The organism is Thauera sp. WH-2, from assembly GCF_048321015.1.
Taxonomy (GTDB): Bacteria; Pseudomonadota; Gammaproteobacteria; order Burkholderiales; family Rhodocyclaceae; genus Thauera.
Genome location: NZ_JBLWFG010000002.1, coordinates 456,773 through 477,964 on the forward strand (window position 1 = coordinate 456,773; position 21,192 = coordinate 477,964).

The following is a 21,192-nucleotide window of genomic DNA, read 5'->3' on the forward strand; positions in this document are numbered from 1 at the left end:
CACGTGGCCGCGCCTGCCTCAGGGGCGAGGCCCTACCGGGAGAAGAGGGGGAGCGAAACAGCGAGCAGGATGGAAAGCGAAATGCGCAACTCGAACACGCAGCTTACTTGGCCGCCATGCGGATCGCACCGTCCAGGCGGATGACCTCGCCGTTCAACATCGGGTTCTCGCAGATCGACTTCACCAGCTGCGCGTATTCGCTGGAACGACCCAGGCGCGAGGGGAAAGGCACCATCTGGCCGAGCGAATCCTGCACCTGCTGTGGCAGCCCGCGCAGCATCGGCGTCTCGAAGATGCCGGGCGCGATGCTCATGACGCGGATGCCGTAGCGCGCCAGCTCGCGCGCGATCGGCAGCGTCATGCCGACCACGCCGGCCTTGGACGCCGAGTAGGCCGCCTGGCCGATCTGGCCGTCGAAGGCGGCGACCGAGGCGGTGGTGACGATCACGCCGCGCTCGCCCTCCTCGTTCGGCGCGGCCTTGCTCATGGCGTCGGCGGCGAGGCGGATCGGGTTGAAGGTGCCGACAAGGTTGATCGTCACCCCGCGCATGAAACTGTCGAGGCGGTGCGGGCCTTCCTTGCCCACGACCTTTTCGCCCGGCGCCACGCCGGCGCAGCACACCAGACCGTGCAGGCCGCCGAAGCCCGTCACCGCGGCATCGACCGCTGCCTGCGTCGACGCCTCGTCGGTGACGTCGGTGCGCACGAAGCAGGCCGCTGCGCCCAGCTCCGCCGCGAGCGCCTTGCCCGCCTCTTCATTGAGATCGGCAAGCACCACCTTGCCGCCGCCTTCGACCACCATGCGCGCGGTGGCGGCGCCCAGGCCCGAGGCGCCGCCGGTGACGAGGAATACCGAGTTTGCGATCTTCATTGCGTGTGCTCCCTGTGTCTCAGATGCGTTCGATGATGGTTGCGGTGGCCATGCCGTGGCCGACGCACATGACCTGCAGGCCGAAGCGGCCGTCGCGCTGCTCGAGGCCTGCGAGCATCTTGGCCATCAGGCCGGCGCCGGTGCCGCCCAGCGGGTGGCCGTGGGCGATCGCGCCGCCCCAGGGGTTGAAACGGTCCATGTCCGGCGCGAACTCGCGCATGAAGCACAGGGCCACGCTGGCGAAAGCCTCGTTGACCTCGATCCAGTCCATGTCGCGGATCGACAGCCCGGCCATCTCCAGCGCGCGGCGCGCCGCCGGGATCACCCCGGTGAGCTGCATCACAGGGTCCGAACCGACCGCGACGCGGGCGCGGAAGCGCGCGCGCGGCCGGATGCCCAGCGCATCGGCCGCCGCGCGCCGACCGACCAGCACCGCGGCCGCGCCGTCGGACATCTGGCTGGCGTTGGCCGCAGTCACGCCGCCCTCGCCCGGCTGGCGGAACACCGGCTGCATGGCGCGCATGCGCTCGACATCGATCACCGCACGGATGCCTTCGTCGTGCGCCAGCGTGATCGTGCCACCCTCCTTGTCCACACCCGCCACCGGCAGGATCTCGGTGTGCAGGCCGGCCGCGCGCGCCGCCTCGGCACGGCAGTGGCTTTCCATCGCGTAGTCATCCATCTCGGCACGCGAGATCTGCCACTGGTCGGCGATGCGCTCGGCGCTCTCGACCTGATGCGGAATGGCGAAGCGCGCGAGGATCTTCGGATGCAGATTGTCGAAGCCACGGAAGTCGCCCTGCCCCAGGGTCAGATCGAGGAACATCGGCACCCGGCTCATGCTCTCGACGCCGCAACCGATGGCAAACTCGAGGTCGCCCGCAGCCACCGCCTGCGAAGCGGCATGGGTGGCGAACTGGCTGGAGCCGCACATGCGGTTCATCGACACGCCCGGCACCTCAGCCGGCAGCCCGGCGATCAACAGCGCCTGGCGGGCGATGTTGGCGCCCTGCTCGCCGGCCTGGCTGACGCAGCCGGCCAGCACGTCGCCGACCTTATCGGCCGGCAGTCCGGTGCGCGCCAGCACGCCGCCGATGGCGGTGGCGAGCAGTTCGTCCGGGCGGGTCTCGCGCAGCGCCCCGCCGCGGCGGCCGAAGGGGGTGCGGACGGCGCCCAGAATCAGCGCTTCGTTCGGATTGGAGGAATTGGATGGGGTCATTGCTGGGTCCTCGGGTTCAGGCCCGCTGCAGTTCGCGGGCGATGATGTTGCGCTGGATCTCGCTGGTGCCTTCGTAGATCTGCAGCACCTTGGCGTCGCGGAAGAGCTTTTCCACCGGGTATTCGGTCGAGTAGCCCATGCCGCCGAAAATCTGCACCGCCTCGGTCGCCGCCCACATCGCGGCATCGGCGGCGAAGGCCTTGGCGATCGAGGCCTCGATCGTGTTCGGCCTGCCCTGGTCGAGCAGCCAGGCCGACTGGTAGGTAAGCAGGCGCGCGGCCTCGAGCTTCATGCGCATCTCGGCCAGCTTGTGCGCCACGGCCTGGTGGTCGATCAGGCGCCGGCCCATACTGCTGCGCTGAGTGGCGTAGGCGAGCGACTCGTCGAGGCAGCGCTCGATGAGGCCGACGCCGAAGGCGGCCACCATCGGCCGCGAGTGGTCAAACACCGCCATCGCCAGCGCGAAGCCGCCGCCCTCCTCACCGAGGCGGTGATCCTCGGGCACGAACACCTGATCCAGGAAGACCTCACAGGTGGGCGAACAGCGTTGACCGAGCTTGCCCAGCGGCTCACCCACCGTCAGACCCGCACTGGCACGCGGGACGATGAAGGCCGTCATGCCACGATGTCCGGCATCCGGTGCGGTCTTGGCGAAAACGACGAGAAATTCGGCCAGGTTGGCGTTGGAAATCCAGATCTTGCTTCCGGTGAGGCGATAACCGCCCTCCACCCGCTCGGCGCGGGTCCGCACGCCGGCAACGTCGGAGCCCGCGCCCGGCTCGGTCATGGCGAAGCTCGCGAGCGCGCCGTTGGCAGCCGCGCGCAGATAACGATCACGCTGCATCTGGCTGCCGGCGATCGCAATCGGCTCGGTGGCCAGCGCATTCACGCACAGGGCAGTGCCGATCCCCAGACAGCCGCGGCAGAAGGCTTCGGTAACCAGCACCAGTTCGAGGCAGCCCAGACCGCCCCCACCCACCGCCTCGGGCAGGTTGATCCCCAGCAGGCCGAGTTCCTGAGCGCGCTGATGCACCTCGACCGGGAAGGCCTTGCTGGCATCGGCCTCGGCTGCGCGCGGCACGATCTCGCGCTCGGCGAAGCGGCGGGCGAGATCGCGGATCTCGCGCTGCTCCGCATTCAGTTGGAAATCCATGATGTCTCCGGCGCGGCGACCCCGGGCAGGCAGCGCCGCGCACAACAGGCTCCGGCGTGCCCGCGCACGCCGCGCCGAAAAGAAGGGAAAACGTCGTCGAAAACCCCGGGGACTCAGCCCGGTGGCGCACCCGCACGCGCCGGGGAGTGGTCACGCATGGGCGGCCTCTCCCCGGTACATGGCTTCGATCACGTCGGCATAGGTCTTGTAGATGCTGGAACGGCGCACCTTCATCGTCGCGGTCACCTCGCCGTCGTCGTGGTCCAGTTCCTTGGTCAGCAGGTGGAAGCGGCGGATGTGCGAGACCTGCGCGAGCTGGCCATTGCCGCGTGCGATCTCGGCGTCGATCAGCGCGCGCACCTCCGGGTGCTCGACCAGCGAGCGGAAGTGGGTGAAGGGGATCTGGCGGCCCTCTGCCCACTTCGCCACCGTCTCGTAGTCGATCTGGATCAGGGCGGAGACGAACTTGCGCCCGTCGGCGACGACGATGCACTCCTTGATATAGGGGCTGGCCTTCATCGTCTTCTCGATCTCGGACGGCGTCAGGTTCTTGCCGCCGGCGGTGATCATGATGTCCTTCAGGCGATCGACGATGTAGAGCTGGCCGTCGCGCGCCTCGACCACGTCGCCGGTGTGCAGCCAGCCGTCGCGGATGCTGTCGGCGGTCGCCTCCGGGTTCTTGTAGTAGCCGGCGAACACCATCTCGCCCCGGATCAGCAGTTCGCCGCGCTCGCCGATCCGGTGCTCGACACCGAGGATCGGCGTGCCGACCGAGCCGAAGCGGGCCGCATCCAGCGGCTGGCCGGTGATCATGCCGGTCGATTCGGTCAGGCCATAGACCTCCACCAGCGGCACGCCCAGCGTGCGGAAGAACTGCACCACCGCGGGCGGGATCGGCGCGGCGCCGGTCAGCGCCACCTGCGCCCGGCGCAGGCCGATGAAGTTCTGCAGCGCGCGCAGGATGAGCCAGTACCAGAAGGCGTAGCTCAGGCGCTCGCCCGCGGTGCGCTGCGCCGCCGCCTTGTGCGCGAAGGGCGCGCAGGCGGCCATCGCGCGGTCGAACAGCCAGCGCTGCAGCGGACCGCTCTCCTGCATCTTGATGCTGATCGCCGAGTGCAGCTTTTCCCAGATGCGCGGCACGCCCAGGAACATCGTCGGCGCGATCTCGCGCAGGTCTTCCTGCACGGTGCGGATCGACTCGCCGAAGGCCACCGTGGAGCCCAGGTAGATCGGGCAGAAGGTGGTCAGCATCTGCTCGGCGACGTGGCACAGCGGCAGGTAGGACAGATGGCTGGTGTCCGCCGACAGGCCCAGGCGATCGGCGATGCCGGGCGCCACGCCGCGGATGTTGGCGTAGCTGATCATCGCGCCCTTGGGTTTGCCGGTGGAGCCCGAGGTGTAGATCATCAGCGCGATGTCCTCGAGCCGCTGCGTCGCCAGCGTCTCCTCCACCAGGTGACGGTGGGTGGCCTCGTATTCGACCCCGAGCGTCTCCAGGTCGGCGAAGGACAGGATGCGGTCGCGCACACGCTCATCGGCGTTGCGCAGGCCCTTGGTCTCCATCACCACGATGGCGCGCAGATGGGGCAGCTGGTCGAGCGCCTCGACCACCTTGTCGGTCTGCTCCTGGTCCTCGCACACCACCACCTCGACGTCGGCGTGGTTCAGCACGTAGGCCACCTCGGGCGCCGGGCTGGTGGGATAGACACCGACCGCGATGCCGCCGACCAGGCCGCAGCCCATCTGCGTCAGCACCCATTCGATGCGGTTCTCGGCGAGCACGCCGACGTGGCCGCCGGCGGACAGGCCGAGCGCACGCAGCCCCAGGCCGACATGGCCGGCGCGGCGGTAGTAGTCGTCCCAGGAAATGCCCTGCCAGATGCCGAAATCCTTCTGGCGGATGGCGATGCGTGCTGGATGCTGCCTTGCCTGCTCGCGCAGCATCTGCGGCAGGGTCAGCCTGGGAAGCGGATTGACTTCGGGGTTCTTGCTCATGGCCATCCTCTCGCTCACGACAGCCAGCGCTTGCGGCGCTTGTAGTGCTTGATGTCGCGGAAGCTCTTCATCTCGCCGTGCCCGCCCATGCCGAGGTAGAACTCGCGCACGTCCTGGTCGGCGGCCAGGCGTTCGGCCGGGCCGTCGGTGACGACCTTGCCGTTCTCCATGATGTAGCCGTAGTGCGCCACCGCCAGCGCCACCGAGGCGTTCTGCTCCACCAGCAGCATCGACACCTTCTGCTCGGCGTTGATGCGGGCGATGATCTGGAAGATGTTCTCCACCAGCAGCGGCGCCAGGCCCAGCGAGGGTTCGTCGAGCAGGATCAGCTTGGGCCGCGCGATCAGCGCACGACCGATCGCCAGCATCTGCTGCTCGCCGCCCGACAGGTAGCCCGCCAGGCCGTTGCGGCGCTCGTACAGGCGCGGGAAGTACTCGTAGACGAGGTCGTAGTCGGCCTTCGCGCCGCTGCGCCCGGTGAGCGCATAGGTCGCGGAGACGAGGTTTTCCTCCACGGTCAGGTCCTCGAACACGCGGCGCCCTTCCATTACGTGGAAGAGCCCCGCGCGCACGAGTTCGTGCGGCTTGGAACCCGCCAGCGGCTTGCCTTCGAAGCGGATCTCGCCGCGCGTCAGCTCGCCGTTCTCCAGCCCCAGCAGGCCGGACACGGTCTTGAGCGTGGTGCTCTTGCCCGCGCCGTTGGAGCCGAGCAGTGCGACGATCTGCCCACGCGGCACCGACAGCGACAGGCCACGCAGCACCTGCACCGCCTTGTTGTAGATCACCTCGATGTTGTTCACCTCGAGGACGGATTCGGCCGCACTCATCGCTTACTCCAGCACGATCCAGTCGGAGGCCGGCACCATGCGCTTGGCCTTGGTGTCGGCGCGGTAGATGCGGCCGACCGGGATGGTGTTGCCACGAATGGTGATGGGCACGCCGATCAGGCCGCCGGTGTCGAAGTTCTCGATCGAGTTCAGCGCCGCCTTGAAGTTGGCCGCGGTCATCTCCTTGCCCGCGGCGATCGTGCGCCGGGCAGATTCGGCGTAGAGCATGGCGGACAGGAAGCCCTGGATGTAGGGCACGTTCTGGTACTCCGGCCGCATCGCGCGGATCTTCTCCAGCATGGGCGCCGGGGTGGAGTCATCGTAGTAATAGCTGTAAGGCATCACCCCCATGAAGCCCTCGGCGACGTCGCCCATCTGCATGACCGTCGAGTTGTCCATCGTCCAGAAGGTGCCCATGAACTTGGTGTCCAGGCCGAGCTGGCGCGCCTGGCCGATGAACTCCGGGATCGGGCCGAGGATGTAGCCGTGGAAGATGATGAAGTCCGGCCTCGCCCGGCGCATCTTCGCCATCTCGGTCGACACATCGACCGCGCCCGGCGGGGTCATGATCTCGATGGCAACGTTGAGCCCCAACTCCTTCGCGACGCCGCGGCTGCTCTCGATCGGGTCGCGGCCGAACTCGGTGTCGGAATAGACGAAAGCCACCTTGGCGCCCGGTTTTTCCTTGGCAATGTAGCGCAGCAGGATGCCGAACTGCTGGGTGTAGTCGGGGCCAGCGATGAACTGGTAGGGGTACTTCTTCGGGTCGTTCAGCTCCGTGGCGAAGGAAGCACCCGACATGATCATCGTGCCGGCGCGGTCGAGCTCGGGGTTGATGGTCTTGCTGAAGGCGGTGGAGTCGCCGTAGTAGAAATTCACCTTGTTCTGGCTGGTGATCTTCTTGAACGCGGCCACCGACTGGTCGACCTTGTAGGCGCTGTCCTCGGGCACATAGCGCAGCTTGTGGCCCTCGATGCCACCGGCGTCGTTGACCATCTTCACGTAGTCCTGGATGCCGGCGTGGATGCCGATGCCGGCGAAGGCGAACACGCCGCTCATCGGGATCGAGCCGCCGATGACGATTTCCTTGTCTGCCGCCTGGACCCCGGGCATGCCTGCGGTGGCTGCCAGGACCGCGGTGGCCAGCAGGCTCTTGAGTACGGTTCTTCTCATGCTTGTCTCCTTCTCTTTATGTGTGGTGATGCGATGAGGCGAGGAAAACTCAGGCCCGGAACGGCCAGAGGTGGAAGAAACGGCGGATGCGGCGCCAGATTTCCTGCAGGCCGAGCGGCTCGAACACGAGGAAGCCGACGATCAGCGCGCCGAACACGATGGTGCGCACCGGCGACAGGATCAGCGTGGCGTCGGCCGACAGCGGCAGCCAGCCGACGATGAGCTTGAGGGCCTCGGGCACCATGGTCATGAAGACCGCGCCGAGGATGGCTCCGAGGATGGTGCCCATGCCGCCAACGATGACCGCGGCGAGGAAGAAGATCGACATGATCAGCGGGAAGCTCTCCGGCGTGACCACGCGGAAGAAGTAGGCCCACATGCCGCCCGCCACCCCGGCATAGAAGGACGACAGGCCGAAGGACAGCAGCTTGTAGCGCAGCAGCGGGATGCCCAGCACCTCGGCCGAGATGTCGCGGTCGCGGATCGCGATGAAGGCGCGGCCGATACGGGTGCGGAACAGGTTGGCAGCACCCAGCACCATCAGGATGGTGATCGGCACGAACAGCCAGTACAGGCGGAACGAGGTGTCGAAGCTGAGGCCGAGGATCTCCGCCGGCGCCACCGTGATGCCGGCATGGCCGCCAGTGACCGAATGCCAGTTGGCGAACACGAAGTGCAGCACCACCGACGCGGCGATGGTGGCGATCGCCAGGTACAGGCCCTTGACCCGCAGCGAGGGCAGGCCCACCACCAGCCCGCCGAGCATCGCGACGAAGCCGCCGGCGAGCAGGTTGAGCAGCACCGGCGTACCAAGCTTCTGCTCCAGCGCCGCCACCGTGTAGGCGCCGATGCCCATGAAGGCGGCCTGCCCCAGGCTCACCAGCCCGGTGTAGCCGGTGAGGATGTTGAGCCCGGTGGTGCTGGCGATGTTGATCGCCACCAGGCAGGCGAGGTAGAGCCAGTACTCGTCGGCGAAGAAGGGGAAGCCGAGCAGCGCGACGGCGAGGACGGCCAGCCAGGCGTACTGGGTGCGGCTGTCGAACAGCGACTCGTCGTGGCGGTAACTGGAGCGTGCGGTTCCGATGCGCATTACAACCTCTCGATTTCATGGGTGCCGAACAGGCCGTAGGGACGGACCAGCAGCACGACGATCAGGATCATGAAGGTGGCCAGCAGCTTGAACTCGCCGCCGAGGAAGCCCCCCGCAAGGGATTCGACGACGCCGATGAAGAGGCCGGCGACCAGTGCGCCGAGCACGCTGTCCAGCCCGCCGACGATCACCACCACCAGCACCGACAGGCCGAACACCCCCATGGTCGAGGAGATGCCGCCCACCGCGCCGACGATGACGCCGGCGACGGCCGCGATCATTGCCGCCACCGTCCAGGACAGCGAGAACACCTTGGGCACGTTGATGCCCATCGAGTAGGCCGCCTGCTGGTCCGAGGCCGTTGCCCGCAGCGCCACGCCGCCGCGCCAGAAGCGGAACACCGCCAGCGCCACCCCGATCAGCACCGCCGCGACGAGGAAGCCGTAGAACACCTTGGGCGGCACGAAGGCCTCGCCGATCATCACCGGCGTGCTCGGCATGAACTCCGGCAGCCGGCGCGGCTCCGAGGTCCAGATCAGCTCGACCACGCCGACCAGGATGGACGCGAGGCCCACCGTGACCATGAACACCGAGATCGGCGACTCGCCCAGCATCGGCCGGATCGCCACCCGCTCGAGCAGCGCACCCGCCACGCCACTGCCGATCACCGCAACCAGGATCGCCAGCCACATCGGCATGTTCATCGCCGTGGCGAGACCGAAGCACAGGTAGGCACCGATCATCAGCATCTCGCCGATCGCCAGGTTCACCACTCGTGTGGCCTTGTAGATCATCACGAAAGCGAGGCCGGTCAGTGCGTACAGGCCGCCGGCGCCGAGGCCGGCCAGCACGATCTCGGCCAGGAAAAGCCAGTCGAATTCCATCTCAGGCTCCCACTGCAAGAGGTTGATGGAGGCGCTGGCGCAACTCGGAGACGTCACCCGAACCCAGGTAGGCCTTGATCACTTCCGGGTTGGCCTGCACCTCGGCCGGCGTGCCGTCGGCGATGACCTGGCCGAAGTTGAGCACCACGACGTGGTCCGACAGGTCCATGACCATGCCCATGTCGTGCTCCACCATCAGCACGGTCACGCCCCACTCCTCGCGCACGTCGAGGATGAAGCGCGCCATGTCCTCGGTCTCCTCGCGGTTCATGCCGGCGACCGGTTCATCCAGCATCAGCACCTTGGGTCGCATCGCCAGCGCGCGCGCCATCTCCACCCGCTTCTGCAGGCCGTAGGACAGCACCGACACCGGCATGTGGCGGATGTGGTCGATCTCCAGGAAGTCGATGATGCGTTCCTCGACCTCCTGGCGCAGCTTCATTTCCTCGTGCCGCGCACGGCCGAAGTAGAACAGCGCGTCGAGCACGTTGGTGCGCAGGTGGGCATGGCGACCGAGCTTGATGTTGTCGAGCACGGTCATGCCGCGGAACAGCGCGATGTTCTGGAAGCTGCGCGCCAGACCCAGCTTCGCGCGCTCGGGCGGCCGGGTGGCGGTGATGTCCTCGCCCTGGAAGCGGATGCGCCCCGTCGAGGGTTTGTAGAAACCGGAGATCGTGTTGAACAGCGAAGTCTTGCCCGCGCCGTTCGGACCGATGACGGTGGTGATGGACCCCGGAGCGACTTCGAAGCCCACATCGGTCAGCGCCTTGATGCCGCCGAACGACAACGTGAGCCCCTCGACCTCGAGGATCGGATTGGCCTTGCCTGGATGCACCTTGTCTCCTCCTGCCAGCCGCCTCTTGCCGGACGGACTGCGCGTGCCGTGCTTTAATTGCCAGCGAACGCGAACCTTTTGGGGATCGCGAGCCGCCGGCTTGGGCATTAATCTTTTTTCTGCCGCTATTTGCAGGCCATACTAGGCAGTACGGGCCTGGTTGTGGATGGCAGAACCGGCCGATCGATTGACATTTCCTGCCACTTGATCGAGACATCCCGACCTCGCACTGCAGCATCGCAAGCGCCATGACCGAACGCCTGAACGCCCCCGCCGTCACCGTGCCGATCCGCATGATCGGCCAGCTACTCGACCGCCTCGTCGAACACCGGCCGCTGGCGCTCGACTGCATCGGCCGTGCCGGCATCGCCCCGGCGCTGCTCCAGCAGGACTCGGCTCGTGTCACGGTGGAACAGTTCGCACTGTTCTACCGCACGCTCGCCATCGAGCTCGACGACGAAACGCCGGGCATGTTCTCGCGGCCCCTGCGCGCGGGCACGCTCAAGTTCCTGTGCCTCGGCATGCTGGACGCCGCCAACCTGCGCGTCGCCCTGCACCGGTTCTGCTGGTTCTTCCGCCTGGTGCTGGACGACCTGCATTACGAGATGGGCGAGGAGGACGGACTGACGCGCATCACCTTGGTCGAGCGCACCGACCTCGGCCGCCACCGGATGCTGATCCTGGAGCTGATGCTGATGCTGGTGCAGGGAATCGCGTCGTGGATGATCGAGCGCAAACTGCTGTTCGCAAGGGTGGATCTGAACTACCCCGCCCCAGCGCATGCCGGCGAGTACATCAACATGTACGCCGGCCCGGCGCGCTTCGACCAGGCGCTTACCGCACTGCACATCGAGCCGGCCTTCATGGACGCGCCGATCCGCCAGGACAAGGCCTCGCTATCGGCCTTCCTGCGCAAGGCGCCGATGGACTGGATCCACGTCTCGGTCAGCGAACGCCTGTTCACCCACCGCGTGCGCGACCTGCTGGAAGCCGGGCTAGGCCGTCCGCAGACGGTGGAGGACGTGGCGCGCGCCATGCACATCTCGCCACGCACGCTGGCACGCCGGCTAGACGCCGAGGGCACGCACTTCCAGGCGGTCAAGGACGCCCTTCGGCGCGACGTGGCCATCGCCCGCATCTCGCGGACCGACGAACCGATCGCCAGCATCGGCGCCGACCTCGGCTTCGACGATCCGGCCGCTTTCAACCGCGCCTTCAAGCAATGGACCGGGACGCCGCCGGGCAGCTATCGGCGCGCGCGCGCCAAAGTCTGAGCGCTCGTCCGCGCAGAAACCACACTTGGTACGCGCCCGGCGTCAGGGTACATTCGGCCCATCCTCCCGGCCTCCTCCTTCTCTTCCAGTCCATGACCGCCCAGCACCCCGAGATCCGCCCCGACCAATCCATCGAGCTGCTCAAGCAGCTCCATATCCTCACCCGCGACGGCAAGCTCAACCAGGACAGCCGGCGCAAGCTCAAGCAGGTCTATCACCTCTACCAGTTCATCGAGCCGCTGCTGGCCGAAGCGCTGGCCGAGCACCCCGACCTGCAGCTGGTGGACCACGGCGCGGGCAAGTCCTACCTCGGTTTCATCCTGTACGACCTGTTCTTCAAGCAGCACGCGCCGGGCGGGCGCATCCACGGCATCGAGACGCGCGACGAGCTGGTGACGAGCTCGCGCCGGCTGGCGGACAAGCTCGGGTTCTCTGCGGGCATGCGCTTCCAGAACCTCAGCGTGGCCGAATCGATCGACTCGGACCGCCTGCCCGGGCGCATCGACATCGTCACCGCGCTGCACGCCTGCAACACCGCCACCGACGACGCGATCCGCTTCGCGCTGCACAAGGGCGCACGCGCCATCGTGCTCGTGCCCTGCTGCCAGGCCGAGGTTGCCGCGGTGCTGCGCAAGCACAAGCAGCAGGCACTGCGCCACCCGATCGCAGAGCTGTGGCGGCACCCGATCCACACGCGCGAATTCGGCAGCCACCTCACCAACGTGCTGCGCTGCCTGCAGCTCGAGGCACACGGCTACGAGGTCACCGTCACCGAACTCGTTGGCTGGGAGCACTCGATGAAGAACGAACTGATCATCGCGCGCCATCAGCCCGACCGGCCGCGCAAACGCGCTGCCGAACGCCTCACCGAGCTGCTCGGCACCTTCGGCCTCGACGAACTCTCCGAACGCTTCTTCACCGCCTGAGGGCGATCTGCGCGACACCCCGGCCGGCCCAGTTGCGCCCCTGGAGGCGCGCTGGTGTCACAGGGCGGGAATCCTCCACCTGATACACTGCGAACGTCCGGCCGGCAGAGAAGCGCTACGCCGGCCACATACACTTACACGGAGGTATTCATGGCTGTCCTGCTGCAGGTTGACTTCCCTTTCAACGGCCCCTGGGGCGAAGAGATGAGCACGGGCATGCGCGATCTTGCGGCCTCCATTGCCGGGGAGCCTGGCCTGTCCTGGAAGATCTGGACCGAGAACCGCGACACTGGCGAGGCGGGCGGGATCTACCTCTTCGAAGACCGCGCCAGCGCCGAGGCCTACCTCGACATGCACCGTGCACGCCTGCTTGGTTTCGGCGTACCGACGGTCAACGCCAAACTTTTCGAGGTCAACGTTCCCCTTTCGCAGATCGATCGCGCCCCGCTGGTCTGAAGAGGTTTACGACTTCCTTCGGCGCGACGAGCACCCTGTGGGTCGCCGGACCCGATGCCTGACCGAGCCCCCTGAACGTGAAATACGACCCATGGCGGTGACGCCCTCCTCCCTGCTCGCAGCGCTCATCGTCGCGCTGACCGCCCTCGGCCCGCTGTCCACCGACTTTTATCTGCCCTCGCTGCCCGCGATCGCAGATGCGCTCGGCACCGACAGCGCCGGGGTGCAGCTTACGCTGTCGGTGTACCTGCTCGGCTTCGGCACCGGCCAGCTCGTCATCGGGCCACTGTCCGACCGCTACGGCCGGCGCCCGGTGCTGCTGTGGGGTATGGCAGTCTTCCTCGTCGCGTCCGCAGCCTGCGCGTTCGCGCATTCACTCGAGGCCCTCGTGGCAGCCCGCCTGCTGCAGGCACTGGGCGCCTGCACGGGGCCGGTACTCGGACGCGCGGTGGTGCGTGACGTGTATGGCCCGCAGGAGTCGGCCAGGGTGCTCTCACACGTCTCCACGGCCACTGCGCTGGCGCCACTGCTCGCGCCCATGCTCGGCGGCTGGCTCACCTCGGGCTTCGGCTGGCGCGCGACATTCGTCGTGCTCACGCTCTACGCGGCACTGCTGATCGTGCTGCTGTGGCGCGCACTGCAGGAAACCAACGCCCACCCCGACCCGCAGGCCCTGCAACCTGCCCGCATGCTGGCCAACTACCGTACGCTGCTGGCGGACCCAAACTACCGCACCGCGCTGCTGGTGGGCTGCGGCGCATTCGCGGCGCTGTTCGCCTTCATCTCGGGCTCGCCCTTCGTCTACATCGGCCTGTACGGCATGAGCCCGGAGCAGATGGGCCTTGCCTTCGGCGTGAACGTGACCGGCTTCATGCTCGGCACCATCCTCTCCGCACGCCTGTCGCGCCGCATCGGCCCTGCGCGGCTGATGCGCCACGGCGTGCTGCTCGGCGCGGTGAGTGGCACCTTGCTCGCCGGGCTCGCACTCGCCGGCGTGGTCCACCCTGCGGCGGTCATGCTGCCGATGTGGGGCGTCACCGCGGCGATCGGACTCACCCTGCCCAACGCCACCGCCCTTGGCCTGGCCGGCTACCCGAAGATGGCGGGGGCAGCCGCTTCGCTGATGGGTTTTGTGCAGATGGGCCTGGGCGCAGGCGCAGGCATGGTGGTCGGCCATGGCGTGCAGGACAGTGCCTTGCCGCTGGCGCTGATGGTGGCGGGCGCGATGCTGTTCAGCCTGCTGGTGTGGGCGCTCGGACCGAGGCGCTGACGCGCGGCGCCTTCGGCGGAGATCGTCAGCCCGCTGTCCCGAACGCCCCAAACCCGCTCGCCACGGCGCGCAGCAGCGCCTCCTCCGCAAGCGGCGGCGCAAACAGGAAGCCCTGCACGACATCGCACCCCATGTGCGCGAGGCGTTCGAGTTGCTCCACGTTCTCGACCCCCTCGGCCACGGTAAGGAAGCCGAAGTGCCGCGCCATGTCGATCACCGTGCCCGTCAGGCGCTGGTCCTGCGGGTTGGTGTGCAGGTCGCGGATGAAGGCACGATCGATCTTGAGTACCGACACCGGCAGCGCCTTGAGGTAAGCGAGCGAGGAGTAACCCGTGCCGAAGTCGTCGATCGCAATGCCGAACCCGGTGCGCGCAAGCGTCTCGAGCTGCGTCATGGCCAGCGCCATGTCCTGCATCAGGCCCGACTCGGTGACCTCGATCTCGAGCAGCGCGGGCGGCACACCGCGCGCCTGCGCAGCCGCGATGATTTCGTGGGCGAACTCGGGGCGCATCAGCTGCACGCTGGCGACGTTGACCGCGAGGCTGAAGTCCGGCGGCACCACCGCCTGCCGACGCCAGCGCGCGAGCAGATCCATCGCCTCGTGCATCACCCATGCGCCGATCGCGACGATCTCGCCGCTGGCCTCCGCGAGGGGAATGAACTCCGCCGGTGACACCGGGCCGAACTCGGCGCTGTTCCAGCGCAGCAGCGCCTCGGCCCCGCACACCGTACGCGTCTTCAGGTCGACCTTGGGCTGACAGGCGAGGTGGAGTTCTCCGCGCGCGATCGCGTGGCGCAGGGCGTGGGCCATGCGCGTGCGACGGCGGAGCGCCTCCTCGAGCTCGGCCGAGTAGGCCTGACACAAGCCGTCACGCGCAGGCAGCGCCAGCGCCGCCCTGCGGATCCAGTGCTCCGCGGACCCCGCGGCGGCGCCTGCGCTGCGACCTATGCTGGCGCGCAACTGCAGGCTCATGTCTTCCACCTCGAAGGGCGTGGCGAAATGCTCGAGCACGGTCTCGCCAAGCGCCCCATGCGCATCATCACTGCCGGCGTGATCCGTCAGCAGCACCCACTCGGAGCTGTTCCAGACCCCCAGCATCGCGTCTGCGTCCGCCTGCAAGGGGCGCAGGCGCTGAGCGAGCTGCATGCCGAGCCGGTCGGAGATGACGTAACCATGCAGGCGTGCGATGTCATCCAGCCCACCGATGGCGATGAACAGCACACCGGGATTGCGACCCTCCGCCAGCAGACGTTCGGCATGCTCGAGCAAGGCGCGGCGGTTGGGCAGCCCCGTCACAGGGTCCTCGCGCGAGAGCGCCTCAAGTGCGCGCGTGCGCTCCTTCACCAGCCCCTCGAGCAGCACGGCGCGCTGCGAACGCTCCTTGATCAGCCAGTGCCGGTCCAGGGTATTGTGTATGCGCTGCAGAACCTCGACATGGTCGAAGGGCTTGATCAGAAAGTCCTGCGCCCCGAGTTCCAGCGCGCGGTGGCGTGTTTCCTCGTCGATCTGCGCGGTGAGCACGATCACCGCCGGCGCCTGTTCACGCGGCAACGCGCGCAGCCGCTCCATGATCTCCAGTCCGCTCAGCCAGGGCATGCGCACGTCAAGCAGGATCAGGTCCGGGCACTGGCGCTGCACGCGGGCTTCCACCCGCCGCGGATCGGTCATGCCCTCGAGCCGGTCATAACCTTGGTCCTCGAGCAGCCCGATCAGGAGCTCTACATTGGCCAGGTTGTCATCGACGACGAGGATGTCGGCGTCTGCGTAGCGTTCCTTGAACGGCATGGATTCCTCGCTGAGATTCGTCATTTCACCGCGTCCGCATGCGTGCCCTGCCGCCCCCTGGGCACTCCAGGTGTATCGGGTGAGCGTTCGTCCCCGAGGTCGGCGGCCGGCAGCTCGAACCAGAACGCGCTCCCCTCGCCCTCCACGCTTTCCACGCCGATCTCGCCCCCCATCAGGTGCACGAGCTTGCGGGTCAGCGCAAGGCCAACGCCCGTTCCTTCCACCTCGCCCGACTCCGCACCGAGCCGGTTGAACGGCTGGAACAGCTCCCCGAGCTTGTCCGCCTCGATCCCCATTCCGGTGTCGCGCACGCCAATCCGCACCAGCGGCCCGGTGCGCACGCACTCCACCCACACCTGCCCCTCCGGCCGGTTGTACTTGATGGCGTTGCTGAGCAGGTTGATCAGCACCTGCTTGAGCCGCACGTAATCGGCCTGCACCTGCAGCGGGCAGGCCTCTGGGGCGGGCATGTGCAGCGCGACACCCTGTTGCGCTGCCAGCGGGCGGATGCTCTCCACCGTCTCTTCCAGCACATCGCACAGCGCCACCGGCTCGAGCAAAACCTGCATGTGCCCCGATTCGATACGTGCGAGATCGAGCACCTCATTGATCAGGCTGAGCAGGTGGCGCCCGCTGCGCTCGATGTGCCCGGCATGGCGGGCCTGTCGCCCGGTCAACGGCTGGCGCCCGTTCTGCAGAAGCTGGGCAAAGCCCAGGATGGCGTTGAGCGGCGTGCGCAGCTCGTGGCTCATCGAAGACAGGAACTCGGTCTTGGCCTGGCTGGCGCGCTCCGCCTGATCGCGCGCGAGACGCAGCTCTTCGGTGAACCGACGCTGTTCATCGAGCTGGCGATAGAGGTTGATGAGCAGCGCGCAGGTCGAGGTGAAAGGCTCCAGCCATGTCGCCAGCGCGTCGTCGTAGGGCTCTTCGGCATTCGCGATCGCGTACATGCCGATCACCTCGCCGCGGTCGATGATCGGCACGCCGAGGTAGTTGTGCAGCGGCGGGTGCCCGGGGGGCAGGCGCCCACCCCTCGGATCGGTCGCCATGTCGTTGCTGAGCACCACCTTGCCCCCGGCGAACACCTGCCCGAGCATGCCCTGCGGATTGGTCAGCATCATGTCGCCGCTGCTCAGTTGCTGCATCAGCGCGCGCGTCTCGTCGTTCCACGACAGGTCGGTGATGGCGTGGATCTTCAGTGCGGGCACACCCTCCTTGGGGACCACTTCGCCAATCAGCGCATGGCGGCTGCCGGTGAGCGCGCGCAGCGCCTCCTTCAGGAAGCTCCAGAGCGTGTTCTGCGAGAGCAGCGCGCGATAGTCGGTCAGACCGCGGTGTAGCACCTCGAGCAGCGCATGCTCGCGCGCCTGGCGCTCACGCACGGCGTTGATCTCACGCAGATCGGTGAGAATGCCGATGAATTCCCGCGCCTCGGGCGGGCAATCGGGATCCGCGCAGGCCACTTCGCTCAAGGCCAGCTGAACCGGAATTGCTTCTCCATTGCGGTGAAGGGCTTCGACTTCGCGGGCCTTGCCCAGCAACCGGGTCTTTCCGCTCGCGATGTAGGCCGCGAGATAGCCGTCATGCTCGCTTGCGATCCCAGGCGGCATCAGCATCTTCACGTTCTGCCCGACAAGCTCGGCCATGCCGTACCCGAGCATGTCCCGACCGTGCGGGTTGACCTCCTGCATCTGCCCCAAGCCGTCGATGCGCACGATTCCGACGGCCGCACCTTCGTTGATCGTCTGGTAGCGCGCGGTGATGGCGAGCGTCTTGCGCGCTTCCGTGCGCAACTCGTTGGTACGTTGATGCAGGCGAACGAGGTGCTCCACCTGGTCTGCGAGCTGGCGCAGCCGCCCCCGGGCGGTTTCATCGAAGTCGCGCGGCTGGTAGTCGATCAGGCACAGCGTCCCCAACACATGTCCTTCCTCGGAATGTATGGGCGCGCCGGCATAGAACCTCAGGCCCGGATCGCCGGCGACCAGCGGGTTGTCTGCAAAGCGGGGATCCCGCCGGGCGTCCTCCACGACCAGAAGGCTGTCGAGGAACACGACGTGGCTGCAGAACGCGACATCGCGCGGCGTCTCGGTCGCACACAAACCCAGCCGCGATTTGAACCATTGCCGATCGCGATCGACCAAGGACACCAGTACGGTCGGAACGCCGAACAGACCGGCGGCGAGCCGGGTGAGATTGTCGAAGGCCGGTTCGGGAGAGGTATCGAGGATATCGAGCGACTGCAGCGAAGCCAGGCGCGCGGTTTCATTCTCGGGGAAAGGGGCAGACGGCATCCGGGGTCCTGAAGGTGAGCATTTCGGGGCGGCCGAGCGGAAGGTCATCCACCGTCCTCGAAGCCGCGTCCCAGCCCGAAGCCTGCCCGTCTGTGCGAAGAATCCGCGTCACTCTACCAACAAAGCCTGCTTCGGAAGCACCTGGAAGCACCTGAAAGCACCTCGAGAGTGTCTGGGTTCGCAGTATCGAAAGGCGAGCCCCGCGGAGGAAGCCAAACCCGCGCGCAGGCGGATCATCGCGGACAACTTTTCAGCTATATTTGCATTATTCTGCAAAATTCGTCACATATTATTTTCTCAAGTTTGTTTTTGCTGTGCCGAAGATAGACTCGTTAAAGATTTTTCCACTAGCTTTTTCCCTGCCGAACACCGGCAGGAAGAGCGGCTGCAAGCGGTCCGGACGTTCCCAAGATCAATAAGAGAGTTCCATGCGCAACAACCAGCCAGTCACCAACGTCGAAACCCTCCTGCCCGAAAACGAGTTCATCTACTCCCAGACCAACCTGAAGGGCATCATCGTGGAGGCCAACAAGGCCTTCGCGGACATCAGCGGCTTCACCCAGGAGCAGATGGTCGGGCAACCACACAACATCGTCCGCCATCCCGACATGCCTCCCGAGGCCTACGCAGATATGTGGGAGGACCTGAAGGCGGGACGTCCATGGCAGGGGCTGGTCAAGAACCGCCGCAGCGATGGTGGCTTCTACTGGGTGGTGGCGAATGCATCCCCCGTCCGTGAAAACGGCCAGATCGTCGGCTACCAGTCGGTGCGGACCCGCCCCTCGCGCGAACAGGTCGCCGCAGCAGAGGCGGCGTACAAGCGCCTTCGCAGCGGCGATCGCTCCATCCGCATCGAGCACGGACGGGTAATTCCGGCGCGCCTGTCGGTGTGGGCGCGGTTCAACGACGTCCGGGTGCAGACCCTGGGGGGGAGCCTGCTGATGGTGCTGATGGCCGCGCTGCTCGTCCTCGCTCCGCTCGTCGCCGTCCCATTCGAAGGCGACCTGATGCTGGGCCTGGGCGCCCTGGCACTACCCTGGGCGCTGTGGATGCTGTTCGGCAGCATGCCAAAACTGAACCGGGATCTCGTCGCACTGGACGATTTCCTGCGGAAGGTGCTCAGCACCGGAGACCTTCGGCACCGCTTCAGCCTCGCACGTTACGACGCCCTGGGGCGCATCTCACGCAAGACCGATCGCTTCATCTCCTCGGTGCAGGCGACCATTCAGGGCATGGAAGATACCGCTCGGGGCGTCGCGGACGTGTCGGGCGAGGTTCGTTCGGGCGTCGTCATCGTCGACAAGGCCGCACGCAAGCAGGCGGACGCAACCCAGACCGCGGCCGCCGGCATCGAGGAAATCACGGTTTCGATCGCCGAGGTCGCCGAACATGCCTCTTCGACGCACGCTGCGGCGGCGTCGGTGAGCAAGTCGTCCAAGCGCGGTGCAACGCTCTCCGAAGAGGCGGTCCATTCCATCCGGACCCTGGCCGACACCGTCAAGGCCTCGGCCGCGCGGGTGGAGTTGCTCGGCGAGCAGTCGATCGAGATCTCGCGTATCACGGACGTGATCCGCGAGATCGCCGATCAGACGAACCTGCTCGCACTCAACGCGGCCATCGAAGCGGCTCGCGCGGGCGAAGCCGGTCGCGGGTTTGCCGTGGTGGCCGACGAAGTGCGCAAGCTCGCCGAACGCACGACCAAGGCCACGCTCGACATCAGTCAAATGGTGTCCTCGATCAGCGCCGACACCCACCAGGCCGTCGAGGGCATGCGCGCCGGCGCCGTGCACGTTGAAGACAGCGTCAAGCTGGTTGGCCAGGCAGAGGAGGCGCTGCGCGAGATCGACGCGCAGATGTCGCGAACGCTGGAGATGGTCAACGAGATCACGCACTCCTCAAGCGAGCAGCGCAATGCCATGCAGCTGATGGCGCAAAGCGTGGAACAGGTCGCGGACATGACCGACCAGAATGCGAGTGTGGTGAGTCAGACCAGCGCAGCCGTGGAGCGGCTGGACAATTCCGTCGCGCGGATGCGCAAGGCGGTGGGTCAATTCGCCATCTGAGCCCCCTGCAGCGCCCGTGCCCGCCGCAGCCGCCGCCGGCGCTGCGGTCGGCCACAGGCGGGCCTGCAAGCTTCCACTACAGACAAGCGCACATGGGGGCGCGCCAGGTGGGGACGGCGCGCTAGAATGCCGGGCTATCGGCCCTATGGGCCTGCCTGTATCGCTATCGCTGGAGCGCCTCGATGAAAACCCTCTCCGCCGCCCTGCTCATGCTCGCGTCCCTCACCGCGCTGGCCGCGACTCCGCCCAAGGGCGACTGCGCCACGCCAGCACCCCGCCAGGACCTGAGCAACTGCGACTTTTCCGGTCGTGACCTGACCGGCCACGATTTCTCCGGTACGGTGCTGGAGAACACGCGCTTCAACGGCGCACAGCTCAAGGGTTCGCGCTTCGACAAGGCGATGGCGAAGTGGACCAACTTCACTGGCGCGCGCCTGGAGGGCTCGAGCTTTGCCGGCGCAAACCTGTTCCACGCCAAATTCAACGACGCCGACCTCAGCGACGCCAACCTGCAAGGCGCCAACCTGTTCGGCGCCATGCTGGTGGGTACGCGGGCGCCGCGCGCGGATCTTACGGGTGCGTTCATGAAGGACGTGCACATGCCGGGCGCGGACCTCACCGGGGCCAGCCTGCGCAAGATCTATGGGCTACGCTTCATCCTCGACGGCTCGAAGCTGCAGGGCGCGGACCTGTCCGAAGCCGACCTGACGGGCGCCAACCTGGAGGCGGTGGATTTCACCTCGGCCAAGGTGCGCGGCACACGTTTCTCGGGTGCGGTGATCCCGGAAGCGGTGTTCCGCAATGCAGATCTGTCCGACGCAGACTTCAGCCACGCCGATCTGGAAGGCAGCGATTTCGCCGGCGCGCAGAACATGCCCGCCAAGCTCAAGGAACAACTCGACAGCGCGCGCTGAGCGCACGCCGGAGCGGATGGCGGAAGAGAATGGGAGTCGAACCCACCTGGGACCGGCTGACGGCCCCACCTGGTTTTGAAGACCAGTCGCCCCACCGGGGAACGCCTCTCTTCCGTCGTGTCGTGAGCGGATTCTAACCTCGCAGGCCGCGCTTCGGCCGCCTGC

The 21,192-nt window shown here is 67.0% G+C and carries 17 protein-coding genes and 1 tRNA gene; 6 read left to right on the plus strand and 12 right to left on the minus strand.

Going from position 1 to position 21,192, the window contains the following annotated elements:
• Window positions 1–103: 103 nt before the first annotated feature.
• From ACNKW1_RS06395 to ACNKW1_RS06435, 9 genes are all read right to left on the minus strand, one after another.
• Window positions 104–871 carry a 3-hydroxyacyl-CoA dehydrogenase gene (locus tag ACNKW1_RS06395; RefSeq protein ID WP_418363744.1) on the minus strand — a complete coding sequence of 256 codons (768 nt, stop codon included), beginning with the start codon at window positions 869–871 and terminating at the stop codon, window positions 104–106.
• A gap of 19 nt (window positions 872–890) precedes the next feature.
• A complete protein-coding gene (locus ACNKW1_RS06400) occupies window positions 891–2,090 on the minus strand; it encodes a thiolase family protein (protein WP_418363745.1) in 1,200 nt (399 codons plus the stop codon).
• Window positions 2,091–2,106: 16 nt separating this feature from the next.
• A complete protein-coding gene (locus tag ACNKW1_RS06405; RefSeq protein ID WP_418363746.1) occupies window positions 2,107–3,243 on the minus strand; it encodes an acyl-CoA dehydrogenase family protein in 1,137 nt (378 codons plus the stop codon).
• Between the two features lie 150 nt (window positions 3,244–3,393).
• The gene (locus ACNKW1_RS06410; protein ID WP_418363747.1) at window positions 3,394–5,244 is read right to left on the minus strand and encodes an AMP-dependent synthetase/ligase; all 1,851 of its coding nucleotides are present in this window, start codon (window positions 5,242–5,244) and stop codon (window positions 3,394–3,396) included.
• Between the two features lie 8 nt (window positions 5,245–5,252).
• The gene (locus tag ACNKW1_RS06415; protein WP_418363748.1) at window positions 5,253–6,065 is read right to left on the minus strand and encodes an ABC transporter ATP-binding protein; all 813 of its coding nucleotides are present in this window, start codon (window positions 6,063–6,065) and stop codon (window positions 5,253–5,255) included.
• 3 nt (window positions 6,066–6,068) lie between these two features.
• Window positions 6,069–7,238: an ABC transporter substrate-binding protein gene (locus ACNKW1_RS06420; protein WP_418363749.1), complete on the minus strand. Its 1,170-nt coding sequence runs from the start codon at window positions 7,236–7,238 to the stop codon at window positions 6,069–6,071.
• 49 nt (window positions 7,239–7,287) lie between these two features.
• Window positions 7,288–8,328, minus strand: a complete 1,041-nt coding sequence (locus ACNKW1_RS06425) for a branched-chain amino acid ABC transporter permease (protein WP_418363750.1) — start codon at window positions 8,326–8,328, stop codon at window positions 7,288–7,290.
• Window positions 8,328–9,212 (minus strand): branched-chain amino acid ABC transporter permease, encoded by an 885-nt coding sequence (locus ACNKW1_RS06430; RefSeq protein ID WP_418363751.1) that lies wholly within the window; start codon window positions 9,210–9,212, stop codon window positions 8,328–8,330. Before ACNKW1_RS06430 ends, ACNKW1_RS06425 begins: the two co-directional genes overlap by 1 nt.
• A 1-nt stretch (window position 9,213) precedes the next feature.
• Entirely contained in the window at window positions 9,214–10,047 is an 834-nt protein-coding gene (locus tag ACNKW1_RS06435) for an ABC transporter ATP-binding protein (RefSeq protein WP_418363752.1), read from the minus strand.
• Between the two features lie 248 nt (window positions 10,048–10,295).
• On the opposite strand from ACNKW1_RS06435, the gene ACNKW1_RS06440 reads away from it, so the two are divergent.
• The 4 genes from ACNKW1_RS06440 (at window position 10,296) to ACNKW1_RS06455 (ending at window position 13,973) form a co-directional block, all read left to right on the plus strand.
• Window positions 10,296–11,321, plus strand: a complete 1,026-nt coding sequence (locus ACNKW1_RS06440; RefSeq protein ID WP_418363753.1) for an AraC family transcriptional regulator — start codon at window positions 10,296–10,298, stop codon at window positions 11,319–11,321.
• 92 nt (window positions 11,322–11,413) lie between these two features.
• The gene (locus ACNKW1_RS06445; protein WP_418363754.1) at window positions 11,414–12,247 is read left to right on the plus strand and encodes a class I SAM-dependent methyltransferase; all 834 of its coding nucleotides are present in this window, start codon (window positions 11,414–11,416) and stop codon (window positions 12,245–12,247) included.
• 150 nt (window positions 12,248–12,397) lie between these two features.
• Complete coding sequence (locus tag ACNKW1_RS06450; protein WP_418363755.1) at window positions 12,398–12,703, plus strand: monooxygenase; 306 nt, start codon at window positions 12,398–12,400, stop codon at window positions 12,701–12,703.
• Between the two features lie 91 nt (window positions 12,704–12,794).
• Window positions 12,795–13,973: a multidrug effflux MFS transporter gene (locus ACNKW1_RS06455; protein WP_418363756.1), complete on the plus strand. Its 1,179-nt coding sequence runs from the start codon at window positions 12,795–12,797 to the stop codon at window positions 13,971–13,973.
• A gap of 25 nt (window positions 13,974–13,998) precedes the next feature.
• Here ACNKW1_RS06455 and ACNKW1_RS06460 read toward each other — a convergent pair whose 3' ends face one another.
• Together ACNKW1_RS06460 and ACNKW1_RS06465 are read right to left on the minus strand one after the other, a co-directional pair.
• Window positions 13,999–15,783 (minus strand): putative bifunctional diguanylate cyclase/phosphodiesterase, encoded by a 1,785-nt coding sequence (locus ACNKW1_RS06460; protein WP_418363757.1) that lies wholly within the window; start codon window positions 15,781–15,783, stop codon window positions 13,999–14,001.
• Entirely contained in the window at window positions 15,780–18,050 is a 2,271-nt protein-coding gene (locus ACNKW1_RS06465; protein WP_418363758.1) for a GAF domain-containing protein, read from the minus strand. The genes ACNKW1_RS06460 and ACNKW1_RS06465 overlap by 4 nt, the downstream gene beginning before the upstream one ends.
• A gap of 428 nt (window positions 18,051–18,478) precedes the next feature.
• On the opposite strand from ACNKW1_RS06465, the gene ACNKW1_RS06470 reads away from it, so the two are divergent.
• Both ACNKW1_RS06470 and ACNKW1_RS06475 read left to right on the plus strand, forming a co-directional pair.
• Window positions 18,479–20,113, plus strand: a complete 1,635-nt coding sequence (locus ACNKW1_RS06470) for a methyl-accepting chemotaxis protein (protein ID WP_418363759.1) — start codon at window positions 18,479–18,481, stop codon at window positions 20,111–20,113.
• A gap of 182 nt (window positions 20,114–20,295) precedes the next feature.
• A complete protein-coding gene (locus ACNKW1_RS06475) occupies window positions 20,296–21,027 on the plus strand; it encodes a pentapeptide repeat-containing protein (protein WP_418363760.1) in 732 nt (243 codons plus the stop codon).
• Between the two features lie 17 nt (window positions 21,028–21,044).
• Here the strand turns inward: ACNKW1_RS06475 and ACNKW1_RS06480 are convergent.
• Window positions 21,045–21,141 (minus strand) — tRNA-Sec (locus ACNKW1_RS06480).
• Between the last annotated feature and the right edge of the window lie 51 nt (window positions 21,142–21,192).